23 protein-coding genes are annotated in these 25747 nt (G+C 71.7%); 18 read left to right on the top strand and 5 right to left on the bottom strand.

Annotated features, from left to right (window positions below):
- The first annotated feature begins 346 nt into the window (after positions 1 to 346).
- From MM438_RS08985 to aroB, 11 genes are all read left to right on the top strand, one after another.
- The gene (locus MM438_RS08985) at positions 347 to 1339 is read left to right on the top strand and encodes an ABC transporter permease (protein WP_241452124.1); all 993 of its coding nucleotides are present in this window, start codon (positions 347 to 349) and stop codon (positions 1337 to 1339) included.
- 1 nt (position 1340) lies between these two features.
- On the top strand, positions 1341 to 2477 hold the full coding sequence (locus MM438_RS08980; protein ID WP_241452123.1) for an ABC transporter permease: 1137 nt from the start codon (positions 1341 to 1343) through the stop codon (positions 2475 to 2477).
- Positions 2474 to 4624, top strand: coding sequence for a dipeptide ABC transporter ATP-binding protein (locus tag MM438_RS08975; protein WP_241452122.1), 2151 nt, complete (start codon positions 2474 to 2476; stop codon positions 4622 to 4624). Before MM438_RS08980 ends, MM438_RS08975 begins: the two co-directional genes overlap by 4 nt.
- A 20-nt stretch (positions 4625 to 4644) precedes the next feature.
- The gene (locus MM438_RS08970; protein WP_241452121.1) at positions 4645 to 6366 is read left to right on the top strand and encodes an ABC transporter family substrate-binding protein; all 1722 of its coding nucleotides are present in this window, start codon (positions 4645 to 4647) and stop codon (positions 6364 to 6366) included.
- Positions 6367 to 6649: 283 nt separating this feature from the next.
- Complete coding sequence (alaS, locus tag MM438_RS08965) at positions 6650 to 9346, top strand: alanine--tRNA ligase (protein WP_241452120.1); 2697 nt, start codon at positions 6650 to 6652, stop codon at positions 9344 to 9346.
- Between the two features lie 19 nt (positions 9347 to 9365).
- A complete protein-coding gene (gene ruvX, locus MM438_RS08960; RefSeq protein ID WP_241452119.1) occupies positions 9366 to 10010 on the top strand; it encodes a Holliday junction resolvase RuvX in 645 nt (214 codons plus the stop codon).
- 47 nt (positions 10011 to 10057) lie between these two features.
- Positions 10058 to 11236, top strand: coding sequence for an endolytic transglycosylase MltG (gene mltG, locus MM438_RS08955; RefSeq protein WP_241452118.1), 1179 nt, complete (start codon positions 10058 to 10060; stop codon positions 11234 to 11236).
- On the top strand, positions 11230 to 12150 hold the full coding sequence (locus MM438_RS08950) for a shikimate dehydrogenase (RefSeq protein ID WP_241452117.1): 921 nt from the start codon (positions 11230 to 11232) through the stop codon (positions 12148 to 12150). The genes mltG and MM438_RS08950 overlap by 7 nt, the downstream gene beginning before the upstream one ends.
- Positions 12151 to 12168: 18 nt before the next feature.
- The gene (gene aroC, locus MM438_RS08945) at positions 12169 to 13389 is read left to right on the top strand and encodes a chorismate synthase (RefSeq protein ID WP_241452116.1); all 1221 of its coding nucleotides are present in this window, start codon (positions 12169 to 12171) and stop codon (positions 13387 to 13389) included.
- The gene (locus MM438_RS08940; RefSeq protein WP_241452115.1) at positions 13389 to 14396 is read left to right on the top strand and encodes a shikimate kinase; all 1008 of its coding nucleotides are present in this window, start codon (positions 13389 to 13391) and stop codon (positions 14394 to 14396) included. Before aroC ends, MM438_RS08940 begins: the two co-directional genes overlap by 1 nt.
- Positions 14393 to 15484 (top strand): 3-dehydroquinate synthase, encoded by a 1092-nt coding sequence (gene aroB / locus MM438_RS08935; RefSeq protein ID WP_241452114.1) that lies wholly within the window; start codon positions 14393 to 14395, stop codon positions 15482 to 15484. Before MM438_RS08940 ends, aroB begins: the two co-directional genes overlap by 4 nt.
- A 23-nt stretch (positions 15485 to 15507) precedes the next feature.
- On the opposite strand, the gene MM438_RS08930 is transcribed toward aroB, so the two are convergent.
- Both MM438_RS08930 and MM438_RS16745 read right to left on the bottom strand, forming a co-directional pair.
- The gene (locus tag MM438_RS08930) at positions 15508 to 16155 is read right to left on the bottom strand and encodes a response regulator (RefSeq protein ID WP_338155533.1); all 648 of its coding nucleotides are present in this window, start codon (positions 16153 to 16155) and stop codon (positions 15508 to 15510) included.
- A gap of 67 nt (positions 16156 to 16222) precedes the next feature.
- A complete protein-coding gene (locus MM438_RS16745) occupies positions 16223 to 17407 on the bottom strand; it encodes a sensor histidine kinase (RefSeq protein WP_241452113.1) in 1185 nt (394 codons plus the stop codon).
- 129 nt (positions 17408 to 17536) lie between these two features.
- On the opposite strand from MM438_RS16745, the gene MM438_RS08920 reads away from it, so the two are divergent.
- Positions 17537 to 18454 carry an ABC transporter ATP-binding protein gene (locus MM438_RS08920; RefSeq protein ID WP_241452112.1) on the top strand — a complete coding sequence of 306 codons (918 nt, stop codon included), beginning with the start codon at positions 17537 to 17539 and terminating at the stop codon, positions 18452 to 18454.
- On the top strand, positions 18451 to 19260 hold the full coding sequence (locus MM438_RS08915; protein ID WP_241452111.1) for an ABC transporter permease: 810 nt from the start codon (positions 18451 to 18453) through the stop codon (positions 19258 to 19260). Before MM438_RS08920 ends, MM438_RS08915 begins: the two co-directional genes overlap by 4 nt.
- Positions 19261 to 19317: 57 nt before the next feature.
- On the opposite strand, the gene MM438_RS08910 is transcribed toward MM438_RS08915, so the two are convergent.
- Together MM438_RS08910 and MM438_RS08905 are read right to left on the bottom strand one after the other, a co-directional pair.
- On the bottom strand, positions 19318 to 19545 hold the full coding sequence (locus MM438_RS08910; protein ID WP_241452110.1) for a sulfurtransferase TusA family protein: 228 nt from the start codon (positions 19543 to 19545) through the stop codon (positions 19318 to 19320).
- 48 nt (positions 19546 to 19593) lie between these two features.
- A complete protein-coding gene (locus MM438_RS08905; protein ID WP_241452109.1) occupies positions 19594 to 20733 on the bottom strand; it encodes a YeeE/YedE family protein in 1140 nt (379 codons plus the stop codon).
- A 260-nt stretch (positions 20734 to 20993) separates the two neighbouring features.
- On the opposite strand from MM438_RS08905, the gene efp reads away from it, so the two are divergent.
- On the top strand, positions 20994 to 21554 hold the full coding sequence (efp, locus tag MM438_RS08900; protein WP_241452108.1) for an elongation factor P: 561 nt from the start codon (positions 20994 to 20996) through the stop codon (positions 21552 to 21554).
- 1 nt (position 21555) lies between these two features.
- Entirely contained in the window at positions 21556 to 21981 is a 426-nt protein-coding gene (nusB, locus tag MM438_RS08895; protein ID WP_241452107.1) for a transcription antitermination factor NusB, read from the top strand.
- Positions 21982 to 22095: 114 nt separating this feature from the next.
- On the opposite strand, the gene bldD is transcribed toward nusB, so the two are convergent.
- Positions 22096 to 22590: a transcriptional regulator BldD gene (bldD, locus tag MM438_RS08890; protein ID WP_241452106.1), complete on the bottom strand. Its 495-nt coding sequence runs from the start codon at positions 22588 to 22590 to the stop codon at positions 22096 to 22098.
- Positions 22591 to 22876: 286 nt separating this feature from the next.
- Between bldD and pyrR the strand changes: the two genes are divergently transcribed.
- The 3 genes from pyrR to MM438_RS08875 are packed head-to-tail and all read left to right on the top strand — an operon-like array spanning position 22877 to position 25712.
- Positions 22877 to 23485: a bifunctional pyr operon transcriptional regulator/uracil phosphoribosyltransferase PyrR gene (gene pyrR, locus MM438_RS08885; RefSeq protein ID WP_277627949.1), complete on the top strand. Its 609-nt coding sequence runs from the start codon at positions 22877 to 22879 to the stop codon at positions 23483 to 23485.
- Complete coding sequence (locus MM438_RS08880) at positions 23482 to 24417, top strand: aspartate carbamoyltransferase catalytic subunit (RefSeq protein WP_241452105.1); 936 nt, start codon at positions 23482 to 23484, stop codon at positions 24415 to 24417. The genes pyrR and MM438_RS08880 overlap by 4 nt, the downstream gene beginning before the upstream one ends.
- Entirely contained in the window at positions 24417 to 25712 is a 1296-nt protein-coding gene (locus tag MM438_RS08875) for a dihydroorotase (protein WP_241452104.1), read from the top strand. The genes MM438_RS08880 and MM438_RS08875 overlap by 1 nt, the downstream gene beginning before the upstream one ends.
- Positions 25713 to 25747 lie beyond the last annotated feature (35 nt).

Genomic DNA, 25747 nt, shown 5'->3' with positions numbered 1-25747 from the left:
CCACCACGCAGCGTCAACCGTCCCACGGCCTCAAGGCCGTGGGACGGGCTGTTTTGTCGGCATACGGTGACGAACGGCAACTCGCCGCGACCTATTTGTCTCGGCAAGGTCACGATCTGCATCCGGTCAGGCGGTGGAGCACCCCGCCACTCGGCGCCGCGGCGCGGGATGCGTAGGCTGCTGCTCACGCCGAACCGTCCGCGGCAAGCCCTTTATCCGCGGACGCGGCGACCGACCGCCGCCCTCACCGTCGAGGGCGCCCAGCAAGGAAGATCGAGATGCCATCGACACTCCTGCAGGACCGGGCTGCTCACCCGTTCCTCGCGTGCAGCGGAGGAGAACCTCCATGCTGATCTACATCGTCCGGCGCCTGGCCAACTACCTCGTGCAGATCTTCGTGGCCACGACCATCGCGTACTTCGCGGCGGTCAGCTTCCTCAAGCCCGAGGTCCTCATGCTGCAGGCCACCCCTCGGCCCACCCGCCAGCAGGTCTACGACCGGCTCACGGCCAACCAGCTGGACCCGACGATGAGCTCGTTGGGGCGCTACCTCCAGTGGCTGCAGAACGTCGTGCTCCACTGGGACTGGGGCAAGAGCCCCAACGGCCAGCCGGTCAGCCAGGAGTTCATGAGCCGGGCGCTCATCTCCGGCCGGCTCGTCTTCCTCTCGATGATCCTGTCGATCATCGTGGGCGTCTCCCTCGGCATCTACACGGCCTCCCGGCAGTACAAGGCGGGTGACAAGGTCGTCACCTACCTGTCGTACTTCATCCAGACGATCCCGGCCCCGGTGATCTACCTGGTGGTGCAGATGACCGGCATCAAGATCAACGAGACCGCCGGGCAGCGCATCTTCTTCGTCGGTGGCATCGAGAACGCCGACGGTGTGGCCGACGGTTTCTTCCCCCACCTGGTCGACCAGCTGCAGCACCTGATCCTGCCGACGCTGGCCCTGACGATCCTGGGGTATGTCGGCTACCAGCTCCTGCAGCGCACCCTGCTGCTCGACAACATCAACGCGGACTACGTCCGGACGGCGCGGGCCAAGGGTCTGACCAAGGCCCAGGCGGTCCGCAAGCACGCGCTGCGGACGTCCTTCATCCCGGTGGCCCAGACGATCGCGTTCGCGGTGCCCGGCATCTTCGCCGGCACCTTCATCGTCGAGATGGTCTTCGCCTGGCCGGGCCTCGGTCGCTACACCCTGCAGGCCATCACCCTCACCCAGGACGTCAACGTGACCGTCGCCTCGATCGCCTTCGGCGGTCTGCTCTTCGCCATCGGCGCGATCATCGCCGACGTGTCCATCGCCGTGGTCGACCCCCGAGTGCGGGTGAGCTGACATGAGTGACCAGCACCGCGACCCGACGCTCGCGACCGACCACCCCGACCCGGCTGACGGGGACTACCGCGGGGCCCACGCCCGCGTCGAGGACCCCGCAGCCACGGAGCAGGCCGCTCCGGCCACGCACGGCCGCCTCGACGCGGACCCCACCGTGTCGGTGCGGGACGCGGCGGGCAAGGAGGACGTCCTGCGCGGCGACCCCGGCCAGTTCGGCGGCAACCCCGTCGGTCCGGCAGCACCCACCGTGGTGGAGACCGGCGCGACCGAGGGCGACGTGGCCATCACCGGCAAGACCGCCCTGATCGTCAAGCGCCTGCTGCGCAACAAGGGCGCCGTCATCGGCCTGGTGATGCTCGCGATCGCGATCCTCTTCGCGCTCCTGGGCAACCTGCCCAACAAGTGGTCCTACACCGACCAGGACTTCATGAACATCGGCTCCGGCCCCTCGTCCGAGCACTGGTTCGGCACGGACGTCGGCGGCGTGGACCTCTACTCGCTCATCGTCCGGGGCACCGGGAAGTCGCTCATGATCGCCTCGGTCGTGGGTGTCGTCGCCCCGATCATCGCGGCGATCTACGGCACCGCCATCGCCTTCTGGGGCGGCTGGCGCGAGAAGGCCGGCATGTGGCTGCTCGACATGCTGATCCTGATGCCGTACTTCCTGCTCATCGCCGTGTTCATGGGCCAGTTCGGCGGCAACGCCTTCATCCTGGCGCTGCTGCTCACGGCCTTCGGGTGGATGGGCATGGCCCGTGTCATCCGGGCCACCACGCAGTCGCTGCGTGAGCGTGAGTACGTCCAGGCCGCTCGCTACATGGGGGTGTCCGACCTGGGCATCATCCGCAAGCACATCATCCCCAACATCGGGTCCTACCTGATCCTGCAGATCGTGCTCGGCACCTTCGGCGCCATCATCTACGAGACCGCGCTGTCCTTCCTCGGCGTCGGTGTGCGCGCGCCCGACGTCTCGCTCGGCATGCTCATCGGACAGTCGGCCAACCAGCTCAGCGGCTACCCGTGGCTGTTCTGGATCCCGACGATCGCCCTGCAGTGGATCACGGTCTCGCTCGCGCTGATCGGTGACGGCATGCGCGACGCGCTCGACCCCAACTCGAAGTCAGGTGGCACGGCATGAGCCCGTCAACCAGCGCCAACGCCCTGGCGCACGAGACCAAGCCCGTCCTGTCGGTGCGCGACCTCCACGTGCGCTTCCCCTCCGAGGCGGGGTCGGTGCACGCCGTACGCGGGGTGAGCTTCGACCTGCATCCCGGCCGCGTCCTGGCCATCGTGGGTGAGTCCGGGTCCGGCAAGTCCGTGACCTCGCTCGCCGTGATGGGACTGCTCCCGGAGTACGCCAAGATCGACGGCTCCATCACGTACAACGGGGCCGAGCTGCTCGGCCTGTCGGACACGCAGATGACCAAGCACCGCGGCTCGGACATCGCGATGATCTTCCAGGACCCGCTGTCCTCGCTGACCCCGGTGTTCACGGTCGGCAACCAGATCATCGAGGCGCTCCAGGCGCACAGCGACATCAGCGACAAGGCCGCCCGCGAGCGGGCCATCGAGCTGCTGGACCTGGTCGGCATCCCCAGCCCCACGACGCGGGTGGACTCCTACCCGCACGAGTTCTCGGGAGGCATGCGCCAGCGCGTGGTGATCGCGATCGCGATCGCCAACAACCCGCGCGTGATCATCGCCGACGAGCCGACCACGGCGCTCGACGTGACCATCCAGGCGCAGATCCTGGACGTGCTCAAGGTCGCCCAGCAGGAGACGGGTGCCGCGGTCATCATGATCACGCACGACCTGGGCGTCGTCGCCGGCATCGCCGACGAGGTCATGGTGATGTATGCCGGGCGCCCGGTGGAGAAGGGCCCCGTCGACGAGGTCTACTTCCGCAGCCGGATGCCCTACACCATCGGCCTGCTCGGCTCGATCCCGCGGGTCAACCGCCGGGTCAAGACCGCTCTGGTGCCGATCGAGGGCAACCCGCCCAACCTGCTGCACGAGCCCACCGGGTGCGCCTTCGCCCCCCGGTGCCCGCTGGCGAGCCAGGAGTGCCTGGACGGGGAGCCGGCCCTGGAGATGGTGGGCCCGGCCCACGAGGCCGCCTGCCTCAAGAAGCACCGCTTCGGCGACGACGTGAGCGTCACCGACATCTACCCGGTGCCCGAGCTGCCGGTGTCGCCCTTCGACGCGGTGCCCCGCGAGGAGCGGCAGACGGTCCTGCAGGTGGCCGATCTCAAGAAGCACTTCCCGCTGATGAAGGGCGCGCTGATGAAGCGGCGCGTCGGCACCGTCAAGGCCGTCGACGGCCTGTCCTTCGACGTCCGTGAGGGCGAGTGCCTGGCCATCGTGGGCGAGTCGGGCTGTGGCAAGACGACCACCCTCCTCGAGATCATGGAGATGAATCCCAAGGCCGACGGCCGGGTCGAGATCTTCGGCCGGTCGCCCAAGGACGGGGGCTCCAAGGCCGACGTCAAGACGCTGCGGCGGGACATCCAGCTGGTCTTCCAGGACCCCATGGGTGCCCTGGACCCGCGGTTCACGGTCTACGAGGTCATCGCCGAGCCCCTGCTCACCCACGGGATGAAGGAGGAGGACGCCAAGGCGCGGGTGCGCGAGCTGATGCGGACCGTCGGGCTCATGCCCGACCACATCAACCGTTTCCCCGGGCAGTTCTCCGGCGGCCAGCGGCAGCGCATCGGCATCGCCCGGGCGCTCGCCCTCAACCCCAAGGTGCTCATCCTCGACGAGCCGGTCTCGGCCCTGGACGTGTCCATCCAGGCCGGCGTCATCAACCTGCTCGACAAGCTCAAGGCCGACCTGGGGATCTCCTATCTCTTCGTCGCCCACGACCTGTCCGTCGTCCGTCACATCAGCGACCGCGTCGCGGTGATGTACCTCGGGAAGATCGTCGAGATCGGGCACGTGGACCAGGTCTTCGACCACCCCACCCACCCCTACACGCGCGCGTTGCTGTCCGCGATCCCCATCCCGGACCCCGACGTGGAGCGCTCCCGCGAGCGGATCCTGCTCAAGGGAGACCTTCCCAGCCCGCTCGACCGACCGCAGGGGTGCGACTTCCAGACCCGCTGCCCGGTCTTCGCGCTGCTGGGTGAGGACAAGCGGCAGCGCTGCCGCACCGAGGAGCCGCCGCTCACCCTGGTGGGCGCGGCCGATCACCACCAGGCGTGCTTCTTCCCCGACGAGGAGCTCGCCACCACGCACGCCAGTGCGACCTCTCAGGAGCCGAGCGTCGACGCCGACCGGCTCTGACCCGAAAGGAAATTCCCATCATGAAGAACCGCACGTTCTACGGCGCACTGGCCGTGGCCCTCACCGCCTCCATCACGGTGTCGGGCTGCTCCGGCGGCTCGGGCGACAAGGGCTCCGGCCTGGAGAAGCAGGACTCCAGCTCGGCCGCCAAGATGGTCAGCACCAACAAGCAGGACCGGGCCAACCTGGAGCAGGGTGGCTCGTTCACCTCCTTCTTCGACTCCCTGCCGGTCGACTGGAACGCCTGGAACGGTGACGGCAACAACGTCGACAACAGGTCGGTGTCCACCGCCACCGACCCCAACTTCTACGACGTCACCCCCGACGGCACGGTGACCAACAACCCTGACTACCTCGAGGCCATGCCCAAGGTCGAGGACAAGGGCGGCAAGCAGGTCGCGACCTACACGGTCAACCCCAAGGCCAAGTTCAACGACGGCACGCCGATCGACTACCGCGCCTTCGAGGCCACCCGCAAGGCCATGAGCTCCACCATGCAGAAGGGCGGCTACAACACCGTCTCGACCGCGGGCTACGAGGACGTGGAGAAGGTCGAGAAGGGCGCCAAGGACAACGAGGTCGTCGTCACCTTCAAGAAGAAGTACAACCCGATCACCGAGATCTTCGGTGGCGTGATGCACCCGAGCGTCGGCAACGACCCCAAGGTCTTCAACGCCGGCTTCAAGAACAACCAGGTCCACAACGAGTGGCGCTCCGGAGCGTTCGTCATCGACAAGGTGGACGCCACCGGGAAGACCGCCACGCTGGTGCCCAACCCGAAGTGGTGGGGCCAGAAGCCGCTGCTGGACAAGATCATCTTCCGCGAGATGGAGGACTCGGCCACCATCCCGGCGTTCAAGAACGGCGAGCTGGACATGGTCCGGACGCAGAACAAGGCGCGCTACCAGCAGATCCAGGGCGCCAACCAGCTCGACATCCGGCGTGGTCAGCTGACCACGACCCGCGAGCTGATCTTCAACGGCAAGGACCCCTCGCTCAAGGACGTGAACCTGCGCAAGGCGATCTGGCAGGCCATCGACCGTGAGCAGTATCGGAAGATCGCCTTCGACGGACTGAACTGGACCGAGCCGGCCGCCGGCTCCAACCTCTTCTACAGCTTCCAGAAGGAGTACGAGGACAACTTCCCGGTGAAGTTCTCCAAGGAGGACGCGCAGAAGACGCTGACCGACGCGGGCTACACCAAGGGCGCCGACGGGATCTTCGCCAAGGGTGGGCAGAAGGCCACGGTCAAGATCACCTACTTCGGTGACGACCCGACCCGCGTGGCGCTGGCCCGCACCCTGCAGTCGATGATCAAGGCTGCCGGGATCGACGCGCAGCTCGACCAGCGGGCGAGCGGCGCGTTCAACGACGCCATGGTCAAGAAGGACTACGGCATCGTCTCCATGGCCTTCCAGTCCGGCAGCTCCTCGCCGCTGGTGTCGGTCTGCCAGTTCATGTGCTCGGACAACGAGAACAACCTCTCCTTCTCCGGCACCCCCGAGCTGGACGCCCGGATCAAGAAGGTCGGCGAGATCGCCGACCACGCCGCGCAGGCCAAGGAGATCAACGCGATCGAGAAGGACTGGTTCAAGGCCACCTACGGCATGATGCCGCTCTACAACGGCCCGCAGATCGAGGCCTACCGCAAGGGCATCGCCAACATCGGCCCGTCGCTGTTCCAGTCCCTCAACCCGCACTGGGAGAACGTCGGCTGGCAGAAGGGCATGAAGAAGGGCTGACCGCCCACCTGCCGACCTGACCAGCACCGTCACCGAGGCCCCCGTCGCACCCTGCGGCGGGGGCCTCGGCGTGCTCCCGGTCGCCCGGCACCAGGGGGTAGGGTGGGACGCCGACGAGACGACTTCCTGGAGGAGCTGTGGCGATCCGCGAGGCGGCCCACCTCAGGCCGGTGGGCCGAGAGCGAGCTATCTAGGGGCGCACGCCCCCGCCTCGCTGCGTCGCGCCCAGGCGCGCGGCCGGTCCCTCCCGCCATACCACCTCTGACCAAAGGACTGTCCCACCATGGAAACTGCCGAGATCCGTCGCCGCTGGCTCGCGTTCTTCGAGCGTCACGGCCACACCGTCGTCCCCAGTGCGCCGCTGCTCTACGACGACCCCAACCTGCTCTTCGTCAACGCGGGCATGGTGCCCTTCAAGCCGTACTTCCTCGGCCAGGAGACCCCGCCCTACGCCCGCGCCACCAGCGTGCAGAAGTGCGTGCGCACCGGGGACATCGAGGAGGTCGGCAAGACCACCCGTCACGGCACCTTCTTCCAGATGAACGGCAACTTCTCGTTCGGCGACTACTTCAAGAAGGGTGCCATCGAGTTCGCCTGGGAGTTCGTCACCGGCTCGCGCGAGGAGGGCAACCTCGGCTTCGACCCGGAGAAGGTCTGGGTGACCGTGCTGGGTCCCGGCTTCCACCCGGACTACCCCGACGGCGACGTCGAGGCGATGGAGCACTGGCGGGCGGTGGGCATGCCCGCCGAGCGGATCCAGGGCCGCAGCCTCAAGGACAACTACTGGCACATGGGCGTCGAGGGGCCGGGCGGCCCCTGCTCGGAGATCTACATCGACCGCGGCCCGCAGTACGGCGCCGACGGTGGCCCGGAGGCCGACGAGGACCGCTTCCTGGAGATCTGGAACCTCGTCTTCCAGACCGAGGAGATCACCGACGTCAAGGCGAAGGACGACTTCCGGGTCGTCACGCCGCTGCCCGCGAAGAACATCGACACCGGCATGGGGCTGGAGCGCGTCGCCTTCCTGCTCCAGGGCGTGGACAACCTCTACGAGATCGACGAGGTCTTCCCGGTGATCCGGGCCGCCGAGGAGCTGTCCGGCAAGAGGTATGGCGCCAGCCCCGCCGACGACGTGCGCTTCCGCGTGGTGGCCGACCACGTCCGCTCGTCGCTGATGCTCATCGGCGACGGCGTCACCCCGGGCAACGAGGGGCGCGGCTACGTCCTGCGTCGCCTGCTGCGCCGCGCGGTCCGCTCGATGCGACTGCTGGGCGTGCAGGACCCGGCGCTGCCGACGCTGCTGCCGGTGTCGATGGCGCAGATGAGCAAGTCCTATCCCGAGCTGGAGCGCGGCTTCTCCCGGATCAGCCAGATCGCGTACGCCGAGGAGGAGTCCTTCCGGCGCACCCTGTCCAGCGGCACCACCATGCTCGACTCCGCGGTGGCCGCCGCGAAGTCCGGGGGAGCGGGGATCCTGGGCGGCGACAAGGCCTTCCAGCTCCACGACACCTATGGCTTCCCGATCGACCTGACCCTGGAGATGGCGGCCGAGCAGGGCCTGACCGTCGACGAGGAGGGCTTCCGCCGCCTGATGGGCGAGCAGCGGGCCCGGGCCAAGGCCGACGCCAAGGCCAAGAAGCAGGGGCACGGCGACGCGCACGCCTACCGCGAGGTGGCCGACTCGATCGGGCACGGCGTGGAGTTCACGGGCTACGAGGAGGTCACCTCCGAGGTGCGCGTCGCCGGTCTGATCGTCGGCGGCGAGGTCGCCCGGACGGTCTGCGCCGGCGAGGACGTCGAGCTGGTGCTCGACCGCACACCGTTCTATCCCGAGGGCGGCGGGCAGCTCGCCGACGGCGGGCGCATCGAGCTCGACAACGGCGCCGTCGTCGAGGTCCGCGACGTGCAGAAGCCCATCAACGGACTGATCGTGCACAAGGCGACCGTCGTGTCCGGCGAGGTCACCCCCGGTGCCGCGGCGCACGCCCTGGTCGACCTGCAGCGTCGGCGGGCGATCTCCCGGGCGCACACCGCGACCCACATGGTGCACAAGGCGATCCGCGAGGCGCTGGGGGACACGGCGACCCAGGCCGGCTCGGAGAACGCCCCCGGGCGCTTCCGCTTCGACTTCAACGCGACCTCCGCGGTGCCGGTCTCGGTCCTGCGGGACGTCGAGGCCAAGGTCAACACCATGCTGCTGGAGGACCTCGAGGTCCGGGCCGACGTGATGAGCCAGGAGGAGGCCGTCGCGTCCGGTGCCATGGCGCTCTTCGGCGAGAAGTACGGCAAGGAGGTGCGGGTCGTGTCCGTCGGCGACTGGGCCCGCGAGCTGTGCGGCGGCACCCACGCCCAGCGCTCCGGCCAGCTCGGCGTGGTCAAGCTCCTCGGCGAGGCGTCCATCGGCTCGGGGGTCCGTCGCGTGGAGGCGCTGGTGGGCTCGGACGCCTACGACTTCCTGGCCCGTGAGTCCGCGATCGTGGGGCAGCTGACCGGGGACCTCAAGGTGCGCTCGGAGGAGCTGCCCGAGCGGATCTCCTCGATCCTCACCAAGCTCAAGGACGCCGAGCGCGAGATCACCCAGATGCGCCAGCAGCAGGCCCTCGCCATGGCCGGGCAGCTGGCGGGTGCGGCCAAGGACCTGGGCGGGGTGAGCCTGGTGGCCCACCACGCCGAGGGACTCACCGCCGACGACGCGCGCGCCCTGGTCCTGGACCTGCGCGGCCGGCTCGGCAACGAACGTCCCGCCGTCGTGGTCGTGGCGACCGTGGCCAAGGAGCGTCCGGTGGTCATCGTCGCCACCAACGAGCGCGCCCGCGAGCTCGGCATCAAGGCCGGAGCCCTGGTGCGCGTGGCGGCGCAGGCCCTCGGCGGCGGCGGTGGCGGCAAGGACGACCTCGCCCAGGGCGGTGGCCAGGACGCCGGCAAGATCGGTGAGGCCCTGGCCCAGGTCGAGGCGACCGTGTCCGCGCAGGGCCGCTGACGCCGAGCTGCGACCTACCGTGTCCGACATCGCCGCGGGGCAGCAACGCCCGCCCGACCCCGCCCGCGGGACCTCGGCGGGCGCCCGGCTGCCCCGCGGCGTGCGGCTCGGCGTCGACGTGGGGACGGTGCGGGTGGGGGTGGCCCGCAGCGACCCGGACGGACTTCTCGCCACGCCCGAGACGACGATCACGCACGTCCCGGGCCGCCACGACGACGTGGCCGCCGTCACCCGGCTCGCGGGGGAGCTCGGGGCGGACGTCGTCTACGTCGGGCTGCCCCGCACCCTGGCGGGCGGGGACAGCGGGTCCACGCGCCTGGCTCGGGAGTTCGCGCGGTCCCTGGCCGGTACGACGGGGGCCTGCGGCCCCGAGGTCCGGGTGGTGGACGAGAGACTCACCACCGTCGACGCGGCCCGACGGCTGCGCGAGAGCGGCCGCCGGGCCCGGTCCCAGCGCCAGGTCATCGACCAGGCCGCCGCCGTGCTGATCCTGCAGGTCGCGCTGGACCAGGAGAGTGCCACGGGCCGCCGCGCAGGCACCCCCGTGGCCGGGTCGGGGGAGCCCGGCGCCGACCCGGCGCAGCACCCGACGGCTGCTGGTGACCAGACGCGCGACGGCGAGCCGACCCCCCGCCGCAAGCCCAGGCACCGCAAGGTCACCTAGTCTCTCCTGCGAGATGTTCAGCCCCCACTGACGCGAAGGACCCCCCTGTGAGCGAGCCGCACCTGACTGACGCGATCCTCGGTGGCGACGCCGGGGGGCGAGGCGCCTGGGACGACGGCGCGACCCGAGTCAGCACCCGACGGGAGATGCGGGCCCGGCAACGGCCACCCCGGCGCAACCGCAAGGGCCCGATCCTCATCCTGCTGACCCTGCTGCTCGTCGTCGGCGCGCTCGCGGCCGCGGCGTTCGCCCTGATGCCCATGGTCAAGGGCCTGCAGGGCGAGGACGCCTCGGACTACGTCGCCGCCGACGCCACGGGCAAGAAGGTCCCCGTGGTCGTCCCCGAGGCCGCCAACGGTGCGACGATCGCCAAGGTCCTGCAGAAGGCCGGGGTGGTCAAGTCGGTCAAGGCCTTCACGGAGGCGGCCAAGAAGGACGCCCGCTCCCAGGGGATCCAGCCGGGCGACTACCTCGTCCCGGAGCGCATCCCGGCCGCCCAGGCCGTGACCTACCTCGCTGACCCGGCGCACCGCGTCGTCAAGCGCGTGACCATCCGCGAGGGCATGCGGGCGACGGAGGTCTACGCCGCCCTGGCCAAGGCGAGCGGTCGACCGGTCTCCGACTACACCGCCGCGGCCAAGGATCCCGCCGCGATCGGGCTGCCCGCCTACGCCAAGGGCAACGTCGAGGGCTATCTGTTCCCGGCGTCCTACGAGTTCGGGCCCAAGGTGACGCCCGCCGAGCAGCTCGCGCAGATGGTCGGCAAGACCAAGGACGTGCTGGACACGCTGGGCGTGTCCCCCGAGAAGGCCGAGCGCACCGTGATCCTGGCCAGCATCATCGAGTCCGAGGCCCGCCTGGACGCGGACCGGGGCAAGGTGGCCCAGGTGCTCGAGAACCGTCTCAAGCGTCCGATGCGGCTGCAGCTGGACTCCACCGTGGCCTACGCGACCGGCAAGCGGGTCATCACGACCACCGACAAGGAGCGTGCCCAGGTCAACGGCTACAACACCTACACCCGCGACGGGCTGCCCGTCGGGCCGATCGGCAACCCCGGCGAGGCCTCCCTCAAGGCCGCCGCGGAGCCGACGCCCGGCCCCTGGCTCTACTTCGTCACCATCGACCCGGCGACGGGCGAGACGGTCTTCACCACCAACCTGCAGGACCACAACAAGGCCGTCGAGAAGTTCCAGTCCTGGTGCCAGGCGCACAAGGGCCAGTGCTGAGCGACGGCAGCGGCGGCGCGGCCGAGCAGGGTGCCGGCGGCCGGGCAGGGGACCCGGTCGCGGGCGAGGTCCGGCGCGCCGCCGTCGTGGGCAGCCCGATCGGTCACTCGCTCTCCCCGGTGATGCACCGCGCCGCCTACGCCGGCCTCGGGCTCGACGACTGGTCCTACCACCGGGTCGAGGTGACCGAGGGCGGGCTGGGGGCCTTCGTCGCCGAGCTGGACCCCTCCTGGCAGGGGCTGTCGGTCACCATGCCCCTCAAGGAGGAGGCCCTCGCGCTGGCGGCGTGCGCCGACCCGGTCGCGCGGGTGGCCGGGGCCGCGAACACCCTGGTGCGCGCGGGAGACGGCTGGTCGGCATACAACACGGATGTCCCCGGGATCCGCGCCGCGCTGGGGGACCACGGCATCGACGGGGTCGGTCGCGTCGCCGTCCTGGGCGCGGGGGCGACCGCGCGCTCGGTCCTGCTGGCCGCGGCCGAGCTGGGGGCCCGCGAGGTGGTGGTGCTGGTGCGGTACGGCGTCCGTCCCGAGACCGAGCAGCTGGCCCGCACCCTGGGGCTCGGGTGGGCCACGGCCTCCCTGGGCGCCGCCGACGTGGCGCAGGTGGTGCCGGGCGTCGACCTCGTCGTCAACACCCTGCCGGGTGACGCGGGCGACGTCGTGGCCCCCGTCGTCGCCACGCTCGCCGCGACGGGCGCGCAGCCGCCGGGCGCACGGGTGCCGCCGCTGTTCGAGGTGGTCTACGAGGGGTGGCCGACCGCCCTGGCCCAGGCTTTCGCCGCCGCAGGAGCACCAGTGGTGTCCGGTCTGGAGATGCTCGCGCACCAGGCCGCCCGGCAGGTGACACTGATGACGACGCGCGAGATCCCGGCCCGGGTGCTCCTGGACGCAGCCCGCGCCGCCCTGGCCTGACGTGGGAGGATCGGCGCCATGCTGCGATGGTTGACCGCCGGTGAGTCCCACGGCCCCGCCCTGGCCGCCACCATCGAGGGCCTGCCCGCCGGGGTGCGGGTGACCGGCGAGGACATCGCCGTCGCGCTCGCGCGCCGCCGGCTCGGGCACGGGCGGGGCGCGCGCCAGACGTTCGAGCAGGACGTGGTCACCGTCCTCGGCGGCCTGCGCCACGGGGTGACCCTCGGCAGCCCGCTCGCCCTCACCATCGGCAACTCGGAGTGGCCGCGCTGGCAGATCGTGATGAGCCCGGACCCGGTGAGCGAGGACGCCTACGCCTCCAGCGACGACGTCAACGCGCCCAAGGAGCTGGCCCGCAACAAGCCGCTCACCCGGCCCCGCCCCGGGCACGCCGACCTGGTCGGGATGCAGAAGTACGCCTTCGACGACGCCCGTCCGGTGCTGGAGCGGGCCAGCGCTCGGGAGACGGCGGCGCGGGTGGCCCTGGGCGCGGTCGCCGCGGCCTTCCTCGAGCAGGCCTACGGCATCCGCCTGGTGTCGCACACGGTCGCCGTCGGGGCGGCCGCCTCGCCCGAGGAGGCTCCGGTCCCCACCCCCGACGACGTGGCCCGGCTGGACGCGGACCCGGTGCGGGCTCTCGACCCGCGCGCGAGCGCCGCGATGGTCGCGGAGATCGACGCGGCCCGCCGCGACGGCGACACCCTCGGTGGGGTCGTCGAGGTCGTGGCGACGGGGCTGCCCCCGGGGCTCGGGTCGCACGTGCACTGGGACCGACGCCTGGACGCGCGGCTGGCCGCGGCGCTCATGGGCATCCAGGCGATCAAGGGGGTCGAGGTGGGGGACGGCTTCCGGACCGCGGCCCGTCGCGGCAGCGTCGCCCACGACGAGCTCGAGCGCGACGCCCACGGCCGGATCGTGCGGCGCACCAACCGGGCCGGGGGCACCGAGGGCGGCATGAGCAACGGTGACGTCCTGCGGGTCCGCGCCGCGATGAAGCCCATCTCCACGGTCCCGCGCGCCCTGGACACGGTGGACGTGCGCGACCCGCAGGGCCAGGCCACCGCCATCCACCAACGGTCCGACGTGTGCGCGGTCCCGGCGGCGGGGGTCGTCGCCGAGGCGATGGTCGCCCTGGTGCTCGCCGAGGCCTGCCTGGAGAAGTTCGGCGGCGACTCGGTCGCCGAGACCGCCCGCAACCACCGGGCCTACCTCGACGCGATCCCGAAGGCGATGCGCTGATGCTCGTGCTGGTCGGTTTCATGGGCGCCGGGAAGTCCACCGTCGGGGCGCTGCTCGCCGAGCGCAGCGGGCTGCCCCTCGTCGACAGCGACGAGGTGCTGACCCGTCGGCTCGGGTGTGACATCCCGACCTACTTCCGCGAGCACGGCGAGGCGGCCTTCCGGGAGGCGGAGCGGGACACGATCGTGGAGCTGCTGCGCGGCCCGGACGGCGTGCTGGCCCTCGGCGGCGGCGCCCTCGGCTCGCCGGAGGTGCGGGCGGCCCTGGCCGGCCACGACGTGGTCCACCTCGACGTGGCGCTGGACGAGGCCCTGGGTCGTGCGGGCGACCCCTCCGTGCGGCCCATGCTGGCGCGCGACGACCTGCCCCAGCTGCACGCCCGGCGTCGACGGGTGTATGCCGAGGCAGCCGACCTGGACGTCCCCACGGCGGGACGCACCGCGGCCGAGGTGGCCGAGGCCGTGCTGGCGGCCGGGCTGCCCCGGGCGACCCAGGCCGCACGCCCCGCGGTGGTGCTCGTCGGTCCGCCCGGGGCCGGCAAGGCCGCCGTCGGCGCCCTGGTGGCCGACCGGCTCGGCATCGCCTGCGTCGAGACCGACCTCGAGGTCGAGCGGCTCGCCGGGGCACCCGCCGCCGAGGTCTTCGTCGACGCCGGCGAGGAGCGCTTCCGCGAGCTGGAGCGCACCGCCACCGTCGCCGCCCTGCGGGCCCCCGGGGTGGTCGTGGTCGGAGGCGGTGCGGTCACCGATCCCGCCGTGCGCGAGGCGTTGCGCGACCAGGTCGTGGTCTTCCTCGACGTCGGGATCGCGGACGCCGCCAAGCGGATCGGCTTCGACGCCAGCCCGTCCATGGTGACCCTGCTCCCGCGCCGCGCCTGGATCCGGCACATGGAGGCGCGGCGACCGCTCTACGCCGACGCCGCGACCTGGACCGTCGACACCGCCGGGCGCAGCGCGCAGGACGTCGCCGACCAGGTCCTCGAGCTCCTGCAGGGAGGCAGCGCATGACCGCGACCACCACCATCGCCGTGGGGAGGGCCTACGACGTCGTCATCGGGCACGGGGTCCTGGACCGGGTGCCCCGGCTGCTGCGCGAGGGAGTCCTGCGCGTGCTCGTCGTCTCGACCCCCGCGCTCGCGGCCTACGCCGACCGGGTCGCCGCCGGGCTCGACGAGGCCGGCCTGCAGGTCCATCGCGCCGACGTCCCCGACGCGGAGAGCGCCAAGACCGCCGACGTGCTCGTCGGCCTGTGGTCGCGGCTGGGGCAGGCGGGCTTCACCCGCTCCGACGCCGTGGTGTGCGTGGGCGGCGGGACCGTCACGGACCTGGGCGGGTTCGCGGCCGCCTCGTGGCTGCGCGGGGTCGACGTGGTGCACGTCCCCACGACGCTGCTGGCGATGGTGGACGCGGCGGTCGGCGGCAAGACCGGGATCAACACCGCCGAGGGCAAGAACCTCGTCGGCGCCTTCCACGAGCCCCGGGGCGTGCTGTGCGACTTGTCCACCTTGGCCTCCCTGCCCCGCGCGGACCTCGTCGCGGGTCTGGCCGAGGTGATCAAGGGTGGCTTCGTCGCCGACCCGCGCATCCTGGAGCTCGTCGAGACCGACCCGCAGGCTGCGCTGGACGCGACCGGGCCGGTGCTGCGCGAGCTGGTGGAGCGCAAGGTCGCGGTCAAGGCGCGGGTCGTCGGCGCGGACCTGAAGGAGTCCTCGTTGCGCGAGATCCTCAACTACGGGCACACCTTCGGCCACGCGATCGAGCAGGTGTCGGGCTACTCCTGGCGGCACGGCGACGCCGTGGCCGTCGGCATGGTGTATGCCGCGGAGCTGGCCCGGACGGCCGGGCTCCTCACCCCGGAGGTGGTGGAGCGGCACCGGAGCCTCCTGGCGTCGGTCGGCCTGCCGACGAGCTATCCCCTCGGGGGTCGCTCCACCGACGAGGCCTGGCCGCCGCTGCGGGCGGCGATGGGTCGGGACAAGAAGTCCCGCGGCGCCACCCTGCGCTTCGTCGCCCTGGAGGACGTCGCGCGCCCGACCCGGCTGGAGGGGCCCGACGAGGAGCGGCTGCGCGCGGCCTTCGAGGCCGTTGTCGGCTGACGGGCTGCTCGGCGCCCGGGCGATCAGACGAGACCGGCGTCGTGCATCCGGATCGCGATCTGCACCCGGTTGTCGGCCTCCAGCTTGACCAGCAGGTGGGTGACGTGGGACTTCACGGTCGCCACCGAGAGGTACATCGTCGCGGCGATGTCGGCGTTGGTGCGTCCTTGCGCGACCGCCAGGGCGATCTCGCGCTCGCGCGGCGTCAGGGTCCGCACCAGGTCCGTGGCGCGGGCCGCCCTCGGGTCGGTGGTCTGCTCGGCGACGGCGGCGATCAGCTGCTGGGTGACGCTGGGGGAGAGCATCGGCTCGCCAGCTCGCACCCGATGGATGGCCTGCACGATCTGGGCCGGCGGCGTGTCCTTGAGCAGGTAGCCGCCGGCGCCGGCGCGCAGGGCCCGCAGCACCAGCTCGTCGGCGTGGAAGGTCGTGAGCACGATGATCGCCGGGCGGTCCGGCTGGGTCGCCAGGTGCTCGGTGGTGACCAGACCGTCCTGGCGGGGCATGCGGATGTCCATGAGCACCACGTCGGGACGCAGGGCCCGCACCTGCTGCTCCGCGTCGACCCCGTCCCCGGCCTCACCGACGATCTCCAGGGTGGGGTCGCCGCCCAGCATGAGCCGCAGGCCGGCTCGCACGAGCGCGTCGTCGTCGACGAGCAGCAGCCGCACCGGCGGGAGCGGGGCGTTGCCGCCCGGGTCAGCAGCGGGCGCCTCGGGGGACGCAGGGTCGGGGGAGTCACGGGGCCTCCTCGGGCCAGGGGAGCGAGGCGACCAGACGATAGCCGCCCTCGGGGGTGGGGCCGTGCTCGATGGACCCGCCCACGATGTGGGCCCGCTCGGCGACCCCCACCAGGCCCAGCCCCGCGCCGGGCAGCGGGGCGCCGGGCGGGCGCCAGGCCGGGACGGCGGAGTTGACCACCTCCAGCCGCAGCTCCCTGCCGGGGGCGCCGGTGAGGTCGATGCGGGCGCGGGCACCGGGCGCGTGCTTGCGCACGTTGGTCAGGGCCTCCTGCAGGATGCGATAGGCATGGCGTCCGAGCTGCGGCGGCACCGACGCGACCCCGAGCTCGTCGCGCACCTCCACGCGGAGCCGGGCGGCGCGGGCGTCCTCGAGCAGCTCCGGAAAGTCGGCCAGGGTCGGCTGCGGCGTGTCGGTGGAGGCCTCGAGACCGGTCCCGCGCAGCACCCCCAGGATGCCCCGCAGCTCCTGCAGCGCCTCGGAGGAGGTCCGCTGGATGAGCTCGGCCTCGGCGCGGATCTCCTCGGTCGACAGGTCCTCGCGGTAGGCGAGCGCCCCGGCGTGCATCGAGACCAGGGAGATGCGGTGCGCCAGCACGTCGTGCATCTCCCTGGCGATGCGGGTCCGCTCGTCCTGCTGGGCGGCCAGGACCCGCTCGGCCTGCTCGCGCTCCGCGGTCTCCGCCCGCCACTGCCAGGTGGCGAACAGGTCGCGACGGGCCCCGATGTACATCCCCCAGCCGACGTTGATGGCCAGGATCAGTATCGCGGCGGCGGCCTCCACCCCCACGGGCAGCGGGTCGATGGAGGGGTAGAGCCCCCGGGACAGCCAGGAGGCCACGACGGCCACGACCAGGTTGACGACGAGCGGTCGCCACCGCCGCCGGGTGGCGACCGAGGCCAGGGCGACGGCCGCCGGTCCGACGGCCGACACCGAGACGGCGGTGGTCGCCTGCAGCACCACCGGGACGACCGGGTGCCGGCGGTGCAGCGGGAGCAGGAGCAGCGCGAGCACCCCTACGAGCAGGTCGCGGAGGTACACCTGCTCGCGGACCGGCAGGCTCACCGTCGGGTCGAGGGCCATCCCCAGCAGGACCACGCCGGTGCCCGCCGCCATCAGCGCACGCCAGAGGTGACCCCACGCCGTGATCGGGGGCCAACGATCCACCTGGCTGCTGCTCACCGCACCAGCCTAGGGATCCCGGTGCGCCCCGTCCTCCGTCCTTGGTCGATGTCGCCCTGGCCGATGGGCGGGCCCGGACCGGAGCTCCGCACGATGACGAGGGCCCGGAGCGGGCGCCAGGGTGGAGCCATGATCCAGATCGATCACCTGACCAAGAGATACGGGGCCTTCACCGCCCTGGACGATGTCTCCTTCTCCGCCCGGCCCGGTGTGGTCACCGGCTTCCTCGGACCGAACGGCGCCGGCAAGTCCACCGCCATGCGGATCCTGTGCGGACTCACCCCCGCCACCAGTGGCCAGGCCCGGCTCCTCGGCCGGCGGTATGCCGAGCTGCCCAACCCCGCAGCCCGTGTCGGTGCCCTGCTGGACGCCTCCGCACAGCACGGCGGCCGCAGCGGTCGGGAGATCCTCACCCTCGCCGCGATCGCCATCGGCGTCCCGCTCGGTCGCGTCGACGAGATGCTGTCCCTCGTCGGCCTGAGCCCCGACGAGTCCCGCCGTCGCCTGCGCGACTACTCGCTCGGGATGCGTCAGCGCCTCGGCATCGCCGGCGCCCTGCTCGGCGACCCGCAGGTGCTGATCCTCGACGAGCCCGCGAACGGTCTGGACCCGCAGGGGATCCACTGGATGCGCGAGCTGCTGCGGGGCTATGCCGCGCAGGGCCGCACCGTGCTGCTCTCCTCCCACCTGCTCCACGAGGTCGAGCAGACCGCCGACGAGATCATCATGATCGGCCGCGGCCGCATCGTGGCCCAGGGCAGCAAGGCCGAGCTGCTCGGCGCCCAGGGCGTGGTCGCCCGCTCCCTCGACGACGGTCGGCTGGGGGAGGCCCTGGAAAGGGCCGGGCTCACCGTGCGACGCTCCGGCGAGGACCTGCTCGTCGCGGGGACGACGGAGCAGGTCGGCCGGGTCGCCCTCGACAGCGGGGTCGTGCTCGTCGCCCTCCGGCCGGCGCAGGGGGCCGGCCTGGAGGAGCTCTTCCTGGAGCTGACGGCGGACGCGGACCGCGCCGGGCGCCCTGCGACCGGGACCGGGGCGGCGGCATGAGCACCGCTGCCCTCGCCCCGGACCGCCTCCCGCAGGACCGCACCGAGCCCTACGAGATGACCGGCGCTCCCGGCATACCGCTCGGTCGTCTGCTGCGGGTCGAGCTGCGCAAGCTGGTCGACACCCGCTCCGGCTGCTGGCTCCTCGTCGCCATCGCCCTGGTCACCCTGGCCGTGATCGCCCTCACCCTGACCTATGCCGACCGGGACAGCCTGTCCTTCGGCCTCTTCCTCGGGGCGACCACCACCCCGCAGATGCTCCTGCTCCCGGTCCTCGGGATCCTCACCGTCACCGGCGAGTTCAGCCAGCGGACCGGGCTCGTGACCTTCGTCCAAGAGCCACGCCGGGTGCGCGTGGTGCTGGCGAAGCTGATCGCCGCGAGCTTGGTGGGGCTGCTCGCCGTGGCGCTCGCGATCGTCCTCGCCGCGGTCGCCAACCTGATCGCGATCTCCGTGCGGGACGCCCCCGCCGTCTGGACCTGGTCGGGGGGCGCGGTCGGCGGAACTGCCCTGGCCGAGCTGTTGAGCGTGTGGCAGGGGGTGGCCTTCGGCCTGGTGCTGACCAGCCCCGGCGCGGCGATCGCGGCCTACTTCATCGTCCCGGTCGTCATGACCATCGCGCTGTCCACGGTCAGGTGGCTCGCCACGGTCGCCCCGTGGTTCGACCAGGCCGCGGCGTCCGCCCCGCTGCTCAAGGGCACCATGACCGGCACGGACTGGTCCCACCTGGCCGTCTCGCACGGGCTGTGGGTGCTGCTGCCCCTGCTGGTGGGGACCTGGCTGCTGCAGCGCCGCGAGATCAGGTAGCCCCGCGACGGACGTGGCTGCGCCCACCCGGGGGGCGCAGCCACGTCGTGGTGCCGGTCAGGCCGGCCGCTGCACGGTGATCGACCATCCCGCGGCGCCGTCCCGGTCGAAGGCCGTGACGGGATAGCCGTTCTCGGCGGCCCACCGGGGGAGGGCGTCGGTGGCCTGGGTGCAGTCGAAGTGGATGACCAGCTCGTCACCGGGATCGATCTGCTGGATCGCCTGCTTGGCCTCGACCAGCGGGAAGGGGCAGACCTGGCCCTCGGTCTCCAGGACGTACTTCATGTGGGCTCTCCTCGTGCTGTCGGGGATGTCGGGTGGGGGGTAGGTCGGTCAGGGCGCCGGGGTGAGCCGCAGCGGGCGCGCCGGGGCGGTGTCGTCGTCACCGGCGGGCGACCCGCCGGTGAGCGCATGGGCGTCGACGGCGGCTGCGCCGGTCAGGGCACCCTCGCGCCGGTGCGTGGTGACGAATGCGCGGGAGGCCAGGCCGACGCCGAGCACCATGGCCACCAGGGCCACCCAGCCCTGGTAGGTCAGCTGCGCGGTCTGCACCATGGCGTTGCCGATGGTGCACCCGCCGGCGAGGGAGGCGCCCACGCCCATGAGCGCCCCGCCGACGAGCGAGCGGGTCGCCTGGCGGGCGTCCGGCACCCGCACCCGGAACTCCCCGGACGCCTTGGCGGCGGCATACGACCCGACGAGGATCCCGAGCACCAGCCAGACGCCCCAGTCGATCGCGTCGGCACGGCCGGTGGCGAGGTAGCGCACCAGGTTGGCGGACGGCGTGGTGATGCCCAGACCGTCCTTGCGACCGGCGGCGAAGGACAGCGGCCAGGCCGCGATGGCGATGGCACCGATCACGAGGGCGGTGGCGAAGGCGTGCCAGGGCTTCTCGAGGAGCAGGTGGGCCAGGCCCCGGCGCGTCGGGGGAAGGGTGACCAGGGCGGGGCGACGGGCCTCCCGGGCGAGGTGCCGGGCTGCGAGCGCGCCGACGGCCGCGACGAGCACGAGGACGAGGACCCAGGGGGAGACGCCGAGGGTGGCGGGGATCGTCGTGACCGGGACGGTCCAGGACCGCACGGTGTCGTTGACCGGCTTGAGCGGGCCGTACTTCATGACGGCCGCGAGCAGGGCGTACGTGCCCAGGGCGATCCAGGAGCCCACCAGGCCCTCGCCGGCGCGGTAGTAGGTGCCGGTGGCGCACCCGCCGGCCAGGACGATGGCGACCCCGAAGACCAGGCCCCCGACGGCGGTCGCCACCAGGGGGAGGGGCTTGGCGACCAGCGTGATGACGCCGAGCGACTGGAGCGCGAGCACCCCCACGCTCTGGACCGCCACCACGATCATGAAGGCCGTGAACCAGCGGCTGTCACGGGCGACCCACAGGTCGCGGAAGGCGCCGGTGACGCAGAACCGGCCGCGTTGCAGCACGAGTCCGAGCAGGGCACCGAGCAGGAGGCCGGTGAGGGCCATGGCTTCTCCTTGGGTGAGTCTTGATGTTGGGAAAACCATAAGGCTCAATTATGTATGCCGGTGGCCCGTCCATTCCTCGGACGGCGCCCCCGCCGGCCACCTCCCAGGTCCGAGGGGAGCCGCCAGGGGGAGCGCCCGCCGGACAGGTGCTCCCTCTCGAGGTGGTCGGCCGGGCCGCCACCGGGTGAAGGTCCGGTCTCGGCGGAGCGGATAGACTGCCCCGGACAATCTCTGACCCTCGATCCGGAACGGACGGCCCTGTGGCAACGACGAACGACCTCAAGAACGGCATGGTGCTCAACCTGGAGGGCCAGCTGTGGTCCGTGGTGGAGTTCCAGCACGTCAAGCCGGGCAAGGGGCCGGCCTTCGTGCGGACCAAGCTCAAGTCGGTCCTGAGCGGCAAGGTCGTCGACAAGACCTTCAACGCGGGCACCAAGGTCGACACCGCCAACGTCGACAAGCGCACGATGCAGTACCTCTACAAGGACGGCTCGGAGTTCGTCTTCATGGACGGCAAGACCTTCGACCAGACGAATGTCTCCGAGGACGTCGTCGGGAAGGCCGCCGACTACATGCTGGAGAACCAAGAGGCCATCGTCGCCACCCACGACGGTGTCCCGCTGTACGTCGAGCTGCCCCCGTCGGTCGTCCTGGAGATCACCTACACCGAGCCTGGCCTGCAGGGCGACCGCTCCACCGGGGGCACCAAGCCCGCGACGCTGGAGACCGGCGCGCAGATCGCCGTCCCGCTGTTCCTCGAGACCGGCACCAAGGTCAAGGTCGACACCCGCGACGGCTCCTACCTCGGCCGCGTCAACTGACGTGTCCGCTCGTGCGAAGGCGCGCAAGCGCGCGCTCGACATCCTCTTCGAGGCGGAGTCCCGGCGCGTCAACGCCGCGGACCTGCTGACCGAACGGGTCGCCTCGCCCGTGCGGGCAGGGCAGGAGGACCACCCGGTGCCGGACTACACCCGCGTGCTCGTGCGCGGGGTGGTCGAGCACTGGGCCGCCATCGACGACGCCCTCGCCACCTATGCCCAGGGCTGGACGCTGGACCGGATGCCCGCGGTGGACCGTGCGATCCTGCGGCTCGGCGCGTTCGAGCTCCTGTACGGCGCGGACGTCCCCGAGGGCGTGGCCATCGCCGAGGCGGTCGGTCTGGCCACGGAGCTGTCGACGGACGAGTCGCCGGGCTTCGTCAACGGGCTGCTCGGCCGGCTGCAGCAGGTCAAGCCCAGCCTGGTCTGAGCAGGCCCGGCGCCTCCGGGCGCCTGCCCGGGGTCCGGCAGGGCATGACGAAGGGGCCACCACCCGCACGCGGGTGGTGGCCCCTTCGTCATGCCCTGGGCGGGCGGGTGAGGCTCAGCTCTCCGGGATGCCGCGGCGGGCGGCCGGGTCGAGCACGCCCCACCCGACGAGCTCGTCGGCGAGCTGCCCCGGGGAGGTGTCGTAGATGACGGCGAGGGTGCGCAGGTCCTCCTGCCGGATGGACAGCACCTTGCCGTTGTAATCGCCACGCTGGGACTGGATCGTGGCGGCGTAGCGGGCGAGGGGGCCCGCACGCTCGGCGGAGACCTGGGACAGGGCCTCCAGGTCGATGATGAGCTTGGCCGGCGCCTCGGTGGCCGGAGCGACCTCCGAGTCGGGCATCAGGGCCGAGACGGGTACGCCGTAGAAGTCGGCGAGCTCGGAGAGGCGCTGCACCGTGACGGCACGGTCCCCTCGCTCGTAGGAACCCACCACGACGGCCTTCCAGCGTCCCTGCGAGCGCTCCTCCACCGCGTGCAGGGACAGTCCCTGCTGGGTGCGGATGCTGCGCAGTCGGGCGCCGAGGGCCTTCGCGTAGTCGCTGGCCACGATTGACTCCGATCCACGTAACTGTCTGTAACACGAGAATGGTCACGCACCGTGATGCGGGCGGCAAGCATAATGGCGAATTGACCGTACGGATTCATTCGTATGGGCAAATTATTCACTCAGAGTGCGTATTTTGTCCGTGAGTGTGACGGGCCTGAGCGGCCCCACCCGCACCACCACATGGGGGACCCTAGCGCGGTCCGGGCACTGCTGAGAAACAGGCTAGGATCAGTCCGATCGGCATCCTTTAACCCCGTCCCGTGAGGCGAGAAGGAGGTCAGACGTCATGACGCCTGCCCCGGAACTTTCCCAGCCACCCACCGACCTGCCCCCCGCAGGCAGCGACGATCCCGGCACCGACGCCCGGATCGTCATGAGCGACACCGAGATCGCTCGGGCCCTGCGACGCATGGCCCACGAGGTGCTCGAGCGCAACAAGGGAGCCGAGGGCCTCGTCGTCCTCGGGATCCCCACGCGCGGAGTGCCTCTCGCCCGCCGGCTCGCGGCCATCCTGGCCGAGGTCGAGGGCGTCGACGTCCCGCTCGGGGCGATCGACATCACGATGTACCGAGACGACCTGCGCAGCCAGCCGATCCGTGCGGCAGAGCGTCTCGACATCCCCGCCGGCGGCATCGACGGCAAGACCGTCGTCCTGGTCGACGACGTGCTCTACTCCGGCCGGACGGTTCGCGCGGCTCTGGACGCGCTCACCGACCTCGGCCGCCCCCAGGCGGTGCGGCTCGCGGTCCTCGTCGACCGTGGCCACCGCGACCTGCCCATCCGTGCCGACCATGTCGGCAAGAACCTCCCCACCTCCGCCGCCGAGCGAGTCTCCGTGAAGCTCGCCGAGCGGGACGGCAGCGACGAGGTCGTCATCTCCGGAGGACACCGGTGAACAAGCACCTGCTCTCGATCGACGACCTCAGCCGCGAGGACGTCGTCCAGATCCTCGACACGGCCGTGCAGATGCACGAGGTCCAGCACCGCGACATCAAGAAGCTGCCCACGCTGCGCGGCCGCACCATCGTCAACTTCTTCTTCGAGGACTCGACCCGCACCCGCGGGTCCTTCGAGCTCGCCGAGAAGTGGTTGTCCGCGGACTCGCTCAACATGGCCGGCAAGGGCTCCTCGCTGTCCAAGGGCGAGTCGCTCAAGGACACCGTGCAGAACCTCCAGGCCATGGGCGTGGACGGCTTCGTCATCCGCCACATGGCCTCGGGCGCGCAGAAGCTCATCTCCGAGTGGGTCACGGGTGTGGTGATCAACGCCGGCGACGGCACCCACGAGCACCCCACCCAGGCGCTCCTGGACGCCTACACGATGCGGCGCGAGCTGGGCGACCTGGACGGTCGCCACGTGGTCATCTGCGGCGACCTGCGGCACAGCCGGGTCTTCCGGTCCAACGTCCTGTGCCTGAAGAAGCTCGGCGCCACGGTCACCGTCGTCGCCCCGCCCACGCTGATGCCGGACGGCATCCGCACCTGGGCCGAGCGCGACGGTTTCGGCTGGTCCTACGACTTCGACGCCGAGATCCCCCGGGCCGACGTGGTGATGATGCTGCGCGTGCAGAAGGAGCGGATGAGCGGCGGCTTCTTCCCCACCCCGCGGGAGTACACCGAGGGCTACGGCCTGACCCCGCGCCGGCTGGAACTCATGCGCGACGACGCGCTGATCTGCCACCCCGGGCCGATGAACCGCGGCCTGGAGATCTCCTCGGATGCCGCCGACGGCGCCCGGTCGGTCATCCTCGACCAGGTCTCCGGCGGCGTCGCCGTCCGCATGGCCGTGCTCTACCACCTGTTCGCCGGCGAAGGAGTCGACGCCTGATGTCCACCACCCTCATCACCGGTGCCAGCCTGCTCGGCGAGCGCTCCGCCGACGTCCTCGTCGTCGACGGCGTGATCCGCGAGATCGGCTCGATCGACACGGGCGCGGCCCAGGGCGCCGAGGTCCTCGACGCCGACGGCCTGGTCCTGCTGCCCGCCTTCGTCGACCTGCACACCCACCTGCGCGAGCCGGGCCGCGAGGACGCCGAGACGATCCGCACCGGCTCGGCCGCGGCGGCCGTCGGCGGCTACTCCGCGGTCTTCGCGATGGCCAACACCACCCCGGTCACCGACACCCCGGAGAAGGCCGTCGAGGTCTGGCGGCGCGGGCAGGAGGTCGGCCTGGTCGACGTCATGCCGGTCGGGTCCGTCACCAAGGCCCTGGCGGGCGAGGAGATCTCCGAGCTCGGCCTGATGGCGCGCTCGCAGGCGCGCGTGCGCGTCTTCTCCGACGACGGGCGCTGCGTCCACGACAGCCAGCTGATGCGCCGCGCGCTGGAGTACGTCACGGCCTTCGACGGCGTCATCTCCCAGCACAGCCAGGACCCGGCCCTCGCCGGTCCCGCGGCCTGCTGCCACGAGGGCGAGCTCTCGGGCCGCCTGGGGCTCCCTGGGTGGCCGGACGCGGCGGAGGAGGCGATCGTCGCCCGCGACGTCATGCTCGCCAAGGCCACCGGCGGCCGGGTCCACGTGGCGCACGTGTCCACGCCGGGGTCGCTGGAGGTCATCCGCTGGGCCAAGGCCAAGGGCCTGCCCGTGACGGCCGAGGTGACCCCGCACCACCTGGCGCTGACCACGGACCTGCTCGAGGGCTACGACACGGTCTACAAGGTCAACCCGCCGCTGCGCCCGAGCGAGTATGCCGAGGAGCTGCGGGCGGCCCTCGCCGACGGGACGATCGACGTCGTGGCCACCGACCACGCGCCGCACGTCTCGCACGACAAGGAGCACGCCTTCGCCGACGCGGCCTTCGGGATGCTCGGGCTGGAGACCGCCCTCGGCGTCGTCAGCGAGCTGATGGTGCAGTCGGGCCGGATGTCCTGGGCCGACGTCGCCCGCGTGATGTCCACCCGCCCGGCCGAGATCGCCCGCCTCGAGGGCCACGGCCGTCCGATCGAGGTGGGCGAGCCCGGCAACCTCGTGCTCGTCGACCCCAGCCGGTCTCTGACCGTGGACCGATCTGCGAGTCTGTCGCGATCGCGCAACAATCCGTGGCACGGGCGCACCTTCACCGGTGCGGTCCGCGCGACCCTCCTGCGGGGCCGCGTGACCGCGCGCGACGGCGTGCTCGCCTGATCTGCGGTCCGACGACGGGCCCCCGCTCCTCCGGG

Source organism: Arsenicicoccus dermatophilus (assembly GCF_022568795.1).
GTDB classification, from domain to species: Bacteria; Actinomycetota; Actinomycetes; order Actinomycetales; family Dermatophilaceae; genus Arsenicicoccus; species Arsenicicoccus dermatophilus.
The sequence above is the reverse complement of the archived record's forward strand: the minus strand, read 5'-3'. Positions and strand labels throughout refer to the sequence as shown.

Coding starts and splice junctions, on each gene's coding strand:
- alaS (WP_241452120.1), top strand. CDS start 6,650: ATGGAAACTGCCGAGATCCGTCGCCGCTGGCTCGCGTTCTTCGAGCGT.
- MM438_RS08970 (WP_241452121.1), top strand. CDS start 4,645: ATGAAGAACCGCACGTTCTACGGCGCACTGGCCGTGGCCCTCACCGCC.
- MM438_RS08940 (WP_241452115.1), top strand. CDS start 13,389: ATGCTCGTGCTGGTCGGTTTCATGGGCGCCGGGAAGTCCACCGTCGGG.
- MM438_RS08905 (WP_241452109.1), bottom strand. CDS start 20,733: ATGGCCCTCACCGGCCTCCTGCTCGGTGCCCTGCTCGGACTCGTGCTG.
- MM438_RS08975 (WP_241452122.1), top strand. CDS start 2,474: ATGAGCCCGTCAACCAGCGCCAACGCCCTGGCGCACGAGACCAAGCCC.
- MM438_RS08915 (WP_241452111.1), top strand. CDS start 18,451: ATGAGCACCGCTGCCCTCGCCCCGGACCGCCTCCCGCAGGACCGCACC.
- MM438_RS08920 (WP_241452112.1), top strand. CDS start 17,537: ATGATCCAGATCGATCACCTGACCAAGAGATACGGGGCCTTCACCGCC.
- pyrR (WP_277627949.1), top strand. CDS start 22,877: ATGACGCCTGCCCCGGAACTTTCCCAGCCACCCACCGACCTGCCCCCC.
- MM438_RS08875 (WP_241452104.1), top strand. CDS start 24,417: ATGTCCACCACCCTCATCACCGGTGCCAGCCTGCTCGGCGAGCGCTCC.
- aroB (WP_241452114.1), top strand. CDS start 14,393: ATGACCGCGACCACCACCATCGCCGTGGGGAGGGCCTACGACGTCGTC.
- MM438_RS08980 (WP_241452123.1), top strand. CDS start 1,341: ATGAGTGACCAGCACCGCGACCCGACGCTCGCGACCGACCACCCCGAC.
- MM438_RS08910 (WP_241452110.1), bottom strand. CDS start 19,545: ATGAAGTACGTCCTGGAGACCGAGGGCCAGGTCTGCCCCTTCCCGCTG.
- aroC (WP_241452116.1), top strand. CDS start 12,169: ATGCTGCGATGGTTGACCGCCGGTGAGTCCCACGGCCCCGCCCTGGCC.
- MM438_RS08985 (WP_241452124.1), top strand. CDS start 347: ATGCTGATCTACATCGTCCGGCGCCTGGCCAACTACCTCGTGCAGATC.